The following is an 8,591-nucleotide window of genomic DNA, read 5'->3' as shown; positions in this document are numbered from 1 at the left end:
GTTTGATCCAATGGAGAGCCGTATGCATAGAAATGTGCACGTACGGTTCGGTGGGAGGGCAACGGCTAACCCGTTTCGGGCGCACGTGCCCTACCCAACATGACATAAGCGTAAAGATAAAACAATAATTTCCCCCACTAATTGGGGGATTTTTTTATATTTTATGTAATCAAACTTGATATTATCTTTTATTTCTTTGTTTTCCTTTCCTTACAATTAAGGTTTTGTCTTCTCTTTTTTCTTTTATGTTATATTGATATTGTATTTTCTATAGACAATGAATGTTTATTTTATAAAGAGCCGTCTGTCTTTTTATCGTGCGTATAATTCATCAATGAGAGGTTATTATGAGTATAATAGCTTTGGCTCCTCTATTTTCATGGGGAGAATGGGTTGAGTTAGAAAACAATGTGGGGTTTTCATACACAGTTTCATTCAAGAGTACTTCCCTAACTCCTTCTTTGTTTGATGTTGAGATTCAATATGCAACAAATAGAGGCTATAGAACTGAATATACAACAGGACCAGGTTCATACACTATAAAAGGTTATAGTGGCAGTGTTGGGCGGGATCGTATTCGTTTCAAAAGCCGTTCAACAGGGCAAAAAGTTGAAGTGACATATTAAGTCTGATTATTAAAAATAGTTAGGATCTAATATAATTAATCTATGGCTTATTTCATGTGTAACAAAACAAGCCATAGATTTATCTCTCAGTAATGTTTTTTTTATCTAAAAATTAAAATTTCAGGGTTTCTTTAACTATATTAGCTATTTTTTAATAAAAGAAAGTTGTATGTTTTTGTGTGTTTTATTTTTGTGCGAATTATGCTCAATAGTAAGGTTGTAGGCTTATTGACCTGATAATCCAGTCCATTGTCCATAGGGATTTTTTTTTATTTTTCAAGATAGAGTTGTTTGTTGAATCCTCTCTTGTTCCCAAGCAAAGTTATGCAAATAACAGTTATATAGGAACAGGATAAAGGATCATGAAAAAACTATCTCTTGTGTTATTAATTCCGCTTTCACTGACAGCATGTGTAAAGCATAAAGCTACAACTGTGCCATCTTTTGCTACTCCTCTAGATAATATATCTGCTGCATTGCCTGATATTTACCAGTCGCCTCCAGAAGTAGTTCGCTATGATCGTTATTTGCTGGTCGATACTTCTCCAGAAATAGCACAACGCTACCCGTTGAAACAAATGGTTCAATTTAAAATGCCTAGTTCATTAAAGCCTACTGTTGGTGAGGCTATGCGTTATGTATTGCGTCAATCAGGATATCGTTTGTGTAGTGTAAGCGGGCAGTCAGAGACTCTTTATCAGCAACCTTTACCAGCCCCTCATTATCAACTAGGGCCAGTACGATTAAATGTAGCGTTGCAATTGTTAGCTGGGTCTGCTTGGAAACTAGAAGTAGATGATATTCAGCGCGTTGTATGTCATAGCTTACGTCCTGAATATCAATGGTATAAAACAACTGATATAGCTTCATCTGGCGTGGATAATAAATCTCAGACGAAAGAATTAACTGTGAAACCTAAATCGAAATCTGTTTCTACTCCTTTAGTTGATATGAAACCTACTGTTGAAAAAAGAGGATAAGGGAGGATTAGATAAATGCACTCTCTAAGGATGCCTACTCTAAAGGAACTACTCCTTTTTACAGTTGCACCAGCTTTAGTAGTTACTTTGGTAGTTTTTTTATTTTTTATAAAGAAAGATTCAAGCGTGAATGAAAAAATGTCTGCTGTTGATACTCGTCTTCAGCATTTAGAAGTGAATCAACCAAAATTTATTAATGAAAGTGAATTCACTCAATTTAAAGCACAGTGGGAAAGCAAATTTTCTGCCTTAGAACAGCGTGTTAATAAACAAGATGAGACACTTTCATATTTAGATAAAAAAATAGGAGAAATTAGTAATCAATCTCAAAATGGGGAAGTTCGTTTTCAAGCTCTTGAAAGTTTGTTGTCTTTGTTGGAGAACAGCCAAAAACAATATGAAAAACAATTAGAGACTTTGAAATCACAATTGAGTGGTATTGCAGAAACAAAAAAATCTGTACAACCAGTTTATAAAAAAACTACTGATAAACCGCGCCAATTATCCCAATCAAAAGCGCCATTTGTTTTTTCAGGCATTGAATACAGGGGAGGAAAGGCATTCGCTGTTGTTGTTCCGAACAATATTATATCCCTTTCACAGATTCAGTTAATTGATATTGGTGAAGAGGTTCAAGGCTGGACTCTGGCCCATATGTCTAGTGACAGTGCGAAGTTTATTTCTAAAGGGCGCTCATTAACATTAAATGTTAAATAAGGTAATTACATGAAAATAAAAAATATTGCGTTAACAGTATTTTTATTGGGGGCTGTTCCTTGTGCAGTAGCAGAGAAAGATACTTCTATATCTGAGTTCGTACAAAAAGATATAACTGAGTTCCTACAAAAAGATATATCGCATCTATTAAAATCAGAGAATCTTGGAAAAGAATGGGGACTTAGTACAGAAGAGTACTCTCGCTATCAGGAGATAATAAAAGGGCCTAGAGGAATTCAATCGCCTGGCTTAGATCCAATCACTGTTTTGGGTCTTGAAACCCAAAGTGATTCTGAACGTAAACGCTTGGCTGAATTATGGGTTCAGCAAGAATATCTACGTGTTGAAAAGGAACTGCGTTTTCAGCGCGAGGTTGATGCTGCTTGGAAGCGTTTATATCCAAATACCTTGCCTGTTAATTTAGGAAACCCTGCTGGTATTGCACATGATACACAAGGTAGGTTAGCGCTATTTGTTCGTATTGATGATTGTACTCAATGTGATGCTCGATTAGCTGCAATTTTGGCAGAGAAACGTCCTGTTGATATCTATATTGTTGATAGCAAAGGTGATGATGGACGAATAAGGGAATGGGCGAACGCGAAAAAAATTCCTATTGAGCGAGTGAAAACAAAAGAGATCACACTAAATCACGATGAAGGGCGTTGGTTGAAATACGGTCAAATGCGAATGCCTATTGTATTACAGCAAAATTCTAATAATGGTTGGCAAATAGCAGCATTTTAATGAGGGAATATGATGAAGCACCTATGGCTCTATGGTGTGTTATTTATGTCCTCGTGCTGCGTGGCTAATCAGCAAGAAGTACCTCTGGGCTACCATCAAGTAGCTCAGGCTGAAAGAGTGCCGCCTGAGATGTTGTATTCACTGGCTTTAGCCGAGTCTTCTTATCGATTACCTCAAGGAATGAGGCCGTGGCCATGGACGATTAATGTAGCAGGTAAGGGATATCGTTATGAAACTCGTCTGGCAGCATGGCAAGCATTACAAGTCTTCTCTAAGACACACCCCATGAAACGAATCGATGTTGGAATTGCACAAGTTAATTTGGGTTGGAATGGACACCATTTTTCTTCTACATGGGAAGCATTTGATCCTTATACCAACCTCCATGTAGCCGCTCGTATATTGCGTTCTTGTTATGAACTTAATCCAGGGAGCTGGGTAGTAGCGGCTGGCTGTTATCACCACCCTAACGGCGGTGCTCCGGCTGATAGATATAAATCTGTGGTAAAGAAAAAATTGTCTTCGTTAGCTTCGGTTACAGACACTACCGGAGTAATGAACAAAGTAATGTGGATCGAACCAAAGGTAAAAACACCATGAAACTTAAATTAATTTCTGCCTTATCGCTATATGCAATAAGTTGCACAACCTTTGCAGAGTTAGAAGTAGTTGCTGATTTAGGGGGAGAAAGTACAGCTTATTATTTTGATGCGATAAATAATGAGTCAAATGAATGGAGCGAGTCACCAATTGATAAGATGGTTCCAGAACAGCCAACATTAGAGATGTTTTTGCCAGTAAAAACACCTGAAATGGTTCCTGGTCCTGTGCAAGACCGACTTTTAAATTTGCCCGGCATAGGAGCCTTATTTTTGATTGGTGACGATGAATTATCCCGAACTTGGCTGCATCAAAATGCTGGCAGGTTAAAAACACTAAATGCAGTAGGAATGGTAATCAATGTTGATAATGCTGCTTCTTTTTATGAATTAAGGCAGTTTTATGAAGGCGGTATTATTTCACCTATATCTGGCAGTGACTTAGCTCTTCGTTTGCAATTAACACATTACCCTGTATTGATCACTGATACGGGGTTAACACAACAGGTTCCATAATGATTCCTACTCATATATATGTAACGATTATCCCTACTCCTTTACGCGCAACAGTGGCTGAAAACCCATTTCTATTTTTAGGGTTGGGGGTATTATTTCTTTGTATTGTTTTAATTATTAGTCATGCGACTGAACAATTTTTTTCTAAAAAATCGACCAGACACCGTAATTATTATAAAACGGCAAATAGAGTTCTGAAGAAATTACCAACCCTTAAAAATGATGGGAGTAGACTAAATTATTTACGACAAATTAATCCTTATGTATTTGAAGAGCTATTGTTATTGGCATTTAAGAAACAAGGTTTTAAAGTCAAGCGAAATAAAAGTTATAGCGGAGATGGGGGAATAGATGGCAAAGTTTGGATAGGGGGTAAATGTTATTTAATTCAAGCTAAAAGATATAGTCAGGCAATTAATCCTAATCACATTGATGAATTTGGGAAAGTTTTACAATACATGAACTGTGATGGGTTATTTATTCATACAGGGCGTACTGGAGAAAAAAGTATTTATCACAGTGCTAAATACCCGATTTATATTATCAGTGGAAAGAGATTATTAGATTTATTGTCGGGTAATTTCACTTTTCAGCCTAAAAATAAAATTAATTATGAGAAAGTAATATTAGGAGAAAAGAAATGAGTGATCGCTATGTTATTGAAGCTCTATTACGTCCGGCAGTGGAGTTTAATTCAGCCGTTGCAGCAACGGGGGCAGCTTATGTTTGTGCTGTAGCACCATGGGCAGTTGCACTGGCTCCATCTGTTAGTTATGTAACAGCAGGCGCATTTGCTTGCTTTGCTGTTATCCGTGCCCGTCAAGGGTGGCGGGTTTTACGCTATAGGCGAAATTTACGACGATTACCATTATATGTTATGTCCTCAAATCAAATACCTATCAGTAACCAAAGATTATTTTTAGGTAAGGGTTTTTTATGGTTACAAAAACATACACAGAGACTATTGGAGACACAGCGCCCTGAAGTTGAACATTACATAAAACCACCGAAGCATTATCAATTGGCTCGAAATTTTGAGCAACGCTTTGAATTTCGCTTTCCTCGTTTCTGTCAATTATTACAATCGGATAGTTTATTTAATCCGGTTCGCCCATTACCGCCAGTTGGTGGAAATCCGGTCTTGCATGGAATAGAACCGGATGAAGCTAATGTTTCTATGGATTTACGTGAACGTGTGGGTCATGCCTTGGTGCTGGGAACGACTCGTGTAGGTAAAACAAGATTGGCAGAATTGTTAATTACACAGGATATCAGGCGCGGCAATGTCACGATTGTTTTTGATCCAAAAGGAGATGCAGATCTTTTAAAACGTGTATGGGCTGAAGCGCATCGTGCGGGGCGTAGCGAGGAACTTTATATCTTTCATCTCGGCTGGCCTGATATTAGCGCTCGCTACAATGCTGTAGGGCGTTTTGGACGTGTTTCAGAGGTAGCCAGTAGGGTGGCAGGGCAGTTATCAGGTGAAGGCAATAATGCAGCGTTTCGCGCTTTTGCGTGGCGATTTGTGAATATTGTAGCCAGGGCATTAGTTGCATTGGGGCAGCGTCCTGATTACGGGCTGATTTTGCGTTACGTTACTAATATTGGGGATCTTTACCAAACTTATTCATTAAAGATTATCGAAGAAAAATTACCTGCTTTGTTTGCACAGATAGAAAATGCTCGGAGTGTGTTAACAGAAAATGATGTTCCTCGCCATATGCAGAGCGATCCTAATGCAGTTTCTATCTGGGCCATTGAGATGGCATTGACATCTGAAGAAGGAAAGAAAATATATGATCCTATTCTGGATGGTTTACGCAGTGCTATACGTTATGACCGTACCTATTTTGATAAAATAGTAGCTTCTCTTCTTCCATTATTGGAAAAATTAACGACTGGAAAAACCGCCGCGCTTCTATCTCCAGATTATGAAGATATGAATGATCCCCGCCCAATGTTTGATTGGCAGCAAGTTATCAGGAAGCAAGGAATTGTGTATATAGGGCTTGATGCTTTGTCTGATTCCGAAGTAGCAGCGGCAGTAGGTAACTCGATGTTTGCTGATCTTGTTTCATATGCCGGACAGATATATAAATTTGGCGTACACGATGGTTTGCATGAGGGAGACAAAATAAAAAAATCACCTATCAGCTTACATTGTGATGAATTTAATGAACTAATGGGAGATGAGTTTATTCCCTTATTAAATAAAAGTGGTGGTGCTGGTATTGAGGTTACAGCATATACGCAAACATGGTCTGATATCGAAGCTCGCCTAGGGAATGCGGCAAAATCAGCTCAGGTAACAGGAAACTTTAATACATTAATTATGTTGCGAGTGAGGGAGTTAGCAACAGCTAAATTGCTTACTGAACAGTTACCAGAAATAGATGTGTACACAAAGACGCTGGTATCAGGAATTACAGATATTTCTAACCCAGGGCAAGGAAGTGATTTTACATCCAATACGCAAGATAGGGTTAGTATGGTAACTAAACCCTTATTATCTCCATCCGATGTTATCCAATTACCAAAAGGACAAGCGTTTGCATTATTGGAAGGGGGAAAATTGTGGAAAATTAGAATGCCTCTACCTGATGGTAAAGATGATGTATTGATGCCGGAAAACCTGAAAAAGATAGAAGAGTATATGCGTAAGAATTATCGCACAGGTGATTCTTGGTGGTCAGCCAGTCAGATCCCAAATGATGTACAGGAAATGAACATTCAATTATCAGAAGAAGGAGAAGGCGATGGCTCAACAGCAACAGATAAGAGCTAATTCAGAATCTTCTCGCCCAGTAAAAGAACCTGGTCTATTTGCTAAAGTATTATGGCATTTTCCTTTGTATCTGATAGGCATGTTATTAGCTTCGTTATTTTTTAGCATAGTTATTGAATGGATCGGAATAGCCTTTTTTTGGTCAGAACAAGGCGCTGAACATAGTCGGCAAGTTATGCTGATTGAAGGGGGATATTTATCATCAGAATTTACTCGCAGCTTATTTATGTCTTCTCCCTCTCAAACTCTTAGCTATGGTATTGAATCAGTCTATACATGGTTATTTGTAGATAGTGGTATTATGACTTGGTTTCACAGTGTTTATCAGGAGCAGGCAACAAGTAATAATGCCATTGTCAGAGAGCTAAATGGGTGGAGTGAAGATATATTTGAAGTGCTGAAAGCTTATCTTCTGGCATCAGTTTTTGTTACGATAACTTTCCTGATTAGAATAACTATCTTAGTTTTATCGATCCCATTGTTTGTCTTAGTACTCTTAGTGGCGATGGTTGAAGGATTAGGACGAAGAGATCTGCGGAGGTATGGCGCAGGTTATGAGTCCAGTTTTGTTTATCATCATGCAAAACGTTTTGTTAAACCTGCTTTTTATGTGCCATGTGTGGTTTATTTATCATGGCCTTCTGCGGTATACCCAAATTTATTATTGCTTCCTGCCGCTATTTTGTTGGGTGTAGCAGTTACAGTAATGACAGCATCATTCAAAAAGTACTTGTAGTTATATCGGGCTGGACTTTAGCGGGTAAAACTTGCTTTTGCCTGCTAAAGTCAGCAGACAAGCCGCTAGGCGCGTCAGTTCTTTTTTACTGAGCCGTGTTTCCCCCCGAAACAAGAATGTTGGAGTAGATTGGGTTTAGGGGGGGAAACTGTTTCCCGCCTAAGTCAGTAGGGAAGTAGCCAGATGTTTCAGTTACTTTTTACTGCGCCGTGTTTCCCCCCGAAACAAGATTATTGTTGCTTCGATCAGTGTTAGATTTCTGGTGTACCATGGCTAAATTCAGCATCTTGGCTATACCATCAATCATTGTTGGCCTTTTTATGATGATTTTTTCATACTGCTCAATGCTTAATAATGGTAAATCCGCTAACCGTGGATTATTTATATTAATCAACTGTTGGTGAGATGTTTTTTCACTGATATAATAACTATGTGGCATTTTTTAGTCTCCATAATAAAATATGGGCTTGTTATTATGGCGGGGGGGCATCCCCGCCATTTCATTTATTACTATATTAGTATGTTTTTTAATTTTGATGTTTGTGTAATAACTATTCAATAATGGTTATTACAATATCTGACTCTGGATACCGAATTTCTTGAAGTTCTAAAACTATCTTATCTGTTACCCAGTCTTTTAGTTGTTCAGTACTGTAATGATCAGATTCTATTTCAAGATAATTTTTTGCATCTTGCTTATTCATACTGATTACGCTTTGATTGTGTTCTTTAATATGAACGTTTACAGCTATTTCAGATTCCGATAACCCTATTTTTTGAAGACTCCTTGGATTCGACTAATAAGTGCAATTTCTAAGAAAGGCGGTCAGTTGCTATAGTAGGCATCTTTCTCGCCAAAGGAAAATGCACTATGACCTATACACA

General features: G+C 38.0%; 11 protein-coding genes. 9 read left to right on the top strand and 2 right to left on the bottom strand.

Annotated elements, in window-relative coordinates; translation table 11 throughout:
- Nucleotides 1–347: 347 nt before the first annotated feature.
- From Xinn_RS19195 to Xinn_RS19155, 9 genes are all read left to right on the top strand, one after another.
- Nucleotides 348–626, top strand: coding sequence for a colicin Z C-terminal domain-related protein (locus tag Xinn_RS19195; RefSeq protein ID WP_244590262.1), 279 nt, complete (start codon nucleotides 348–350; stop codon nucleotides 624–626).
- 362 nt (nucleotides 627–988) lie between these two features.
- Nucleotides 989–1,606, top strand: coding sequence for a PFGI-1 class ICE element type IV pilus protein PilL2 (gene pilL2 / locus Xinn_RS19190; RefSeq protein ID WP_086954041.1), 618 nt, complete (start codon nucleotides 989–991; stop codon nucleotides 1,604–1,606).
- Nucleotides 1,607–1,621: 15 nt separating this feature from the next.
- A complete protein-coding gene (locus tag Xinn_RS19185) occupies nucleotides 1,622–2,323 on the top strand; it encodes a hypothetical protein (protein WP_143706516.1) in 702 nt (233 codons plus the stop codon).
- Between the two features lie 9 nt (nucleotides 2,324–2,332).
- On the top strand, nucleotides 2,333–3,070 hold the full coding sequence (locus Xinn_RS19180; protein WP_086954039.1) for a TIGR03759 family integrating conjugative element protein: 738 nt from the start codon (nucleotides 2,333–2,335) through the stop codon (nucleotides 3,068–3,070).
- A 12-nt stretch (nucleotides 3,071–3,082) separates the two neighbouring features.
- The gene (locus tag Xinn_RS19175; protein WP_086954038.1) at nucleotides 3,083–3,670 is read left to right on the top strand and encodes a transglycosylase SLT domain-containing protein; all 588 of its coding nucleotides are present in this window, start codon (nucleotides 3,083–3,085) and stop codon (nucleotides 3,668–3,670) included.
- Nucleotides 3,667–4,185, top strand: a complete 519-nt coding sequence (locus tag Xinn_RS19170; RefSeq protein WP_086954037.1) for an integrating conjugative element protein — start codon at nucleotides 3,667–3,669, stop codon at nucleotides 4,183–4,185. Before Xinn_RS19175 ends, Xinn_RS19170 begins: the two co-directional genes overlap by 4 nt.
- Nucleotides 4,185–4,829, top strand: coding sequence for a restriction endonuclease (locus Xinn_RS19165; RefSeq protein ID WP_169923628.1), 645 nt, complete (start codon nucleotides 4,185–4,187; stop codon nucleotides 4,827–4,829). The genes Xinn_RS19170 and Xinn_RS19165 overlap by 1 nt, the downstream gene beginning before the upstream one ends.
- Nucleotides 4,826–6,970, top strand: coding sequence for a type IV conjugative transfer system coupling protein TraD (gene traD, locus Xinn_RS19160; protein ID WP_086954036.1), 2,145 nt, complete (start codon nucleotides 4,826–4,828; stop codon nucleotides 6,968–6,970). Before Xinn_RS19165 ends, traD begins: the two co-directional genes overlap by 4 nt.
- Nucleotides 6,942–7,706, top strand: coding sequence for a TIGR03747 family integrating conjugative element membrane protein (locus Xinn_RS19155; RefSeq protein WP_086954035.1), 765 nt, complete (start codon nucleotides 6,942–6,944; stop codon nucleotides 7,704–7,706). The genes traD and Xinn_RS19155 overlap by 29 nt, the downstream gene beginning before the upstream one ends.
- 199 nt (nucleotides 7,707–7,905) lie before the next feature.
- Here Xinn_RS19155 and Xinn_RS19150 read toward each other — a convergent pair whose 3' ends face one another.
- Both Xinn_RS19150 and Xinn_RS22255 read right to left on the bottom strand, forming a co-directional pair.
- A complete protein-coding gene (locus Xinn_RS19150) occupies nucleotides 7,906–8,145 on the bottom strand; it encodes a hypothetical protein (protein ID WP_086954034.1) in 240 nt (79 codons plus the stop codon).
- 112 nt (nucleotides 8,146–8,257) lie between these two features.
- Nucleotides 8,258–8,410 (bottom strand): hypothetical protein, encoded by a 153-nt coding sequence (locus Xinn_RS22255; RefSeq protein ID WP_169923627.1) that lies wholly within the window; start codon nucleotides 8,408–8,410, stop codon nucleotides 8,258–8,260.
- Between the last annotated feature and the right edge of the window lie 181 nt (nucleotides 8,411–8,591).

Origin of the sequence: Xenorhabdus innexi (genome assembly GCF_002632485.1) — a bacterium.
GTDB lineage: Bacteria > Pseudomonadota > Gammaproteobacteria > Enterobacterales > Enterobacteriaceae > Xenorhabdus > Xenorhabdus innexi.
The sequence above is the reverse complement of the archived record's forward strand: the minus strand, read 5'-3'. Positions and strand labels throughout refer to the sequence as shown.

Bases quoted from the DNA above. Each gene is read 5' to 3' on its own strand.
- Xinn_RS19185 (WP_143706516.1), top strand. From the start codon at position 1,622: ATGCACTCTCTAAGGATGCCTACTCTAAAGGAACTACTCCTTTTTACA.
- Xinn_RS19175 (WP_086954038.1), top strand. From the start codon at position 3,083: ATGAAGCACCTATGGCTCTATGGTGTGTTATTTATGTCCTCGTGCTGC.
- Xinn_RS19155 (WP_086954035.1), top strand. From the start codon at position 6,942: ATGGCTCAACAGCAACAGATAAGAGCTAATTCAGAATCTTCTCGCCCA.
- Xinn_RS19195 (WP_244590262.1), top strand. From the start codon at position 348: ATGAGTATAATAGCTTTGGCTCCTCTATTTTCATGGGGAGAATGGGTT.
- pilL2 (WP_086954041.1), top strand. From the start codon at position 989: ATGAAAAAACTATCTCTTGTGTTATTAATTCCGCTTTCACTGACAGCA.
- Xinn_RS19180 (WP_086954039.1), top strand. From the start codon at position 2,333: ATGAAAATAAAAAATATTGCGTTAACAGTATTTTTATTGGGGGCTGTT.
- Xinn_RS19150 (WP_086954034.1), bottom strand. From the start codon at position 8,145: ATGCCACATAGTTATTATATCAGTGAAAAAACATCTCACCAACAGTTG.
- Xinn_RS22255 (WP_169923627.1), bottom strand. From the start codon at position 8,410: ATGAATAAGCAAGATGCAAAAAATTATCTTGAAATAGAATCTGATCAT.
- traD (WP_086954036.1), top strand. From the start codon at position 4,826: ATGAGTGATCGCTATGTTATTGAAGCTCTATTACGTCCGGCAGTGGAG.
- Xinn_RS19165 (WP_169923628.1), top strand. From the start codon at position 4,185: ATGATTCCTACTCATATATATGTAACGATTATCCCTACTCCTTTACGC.
- Xinn_RS19170 (WP_086954037.1), top strand. From the start codon at position 3,667: ATGAAACTTAAATTAATTTCTGCCTTATCGCTATATGCAATAAGTTGC.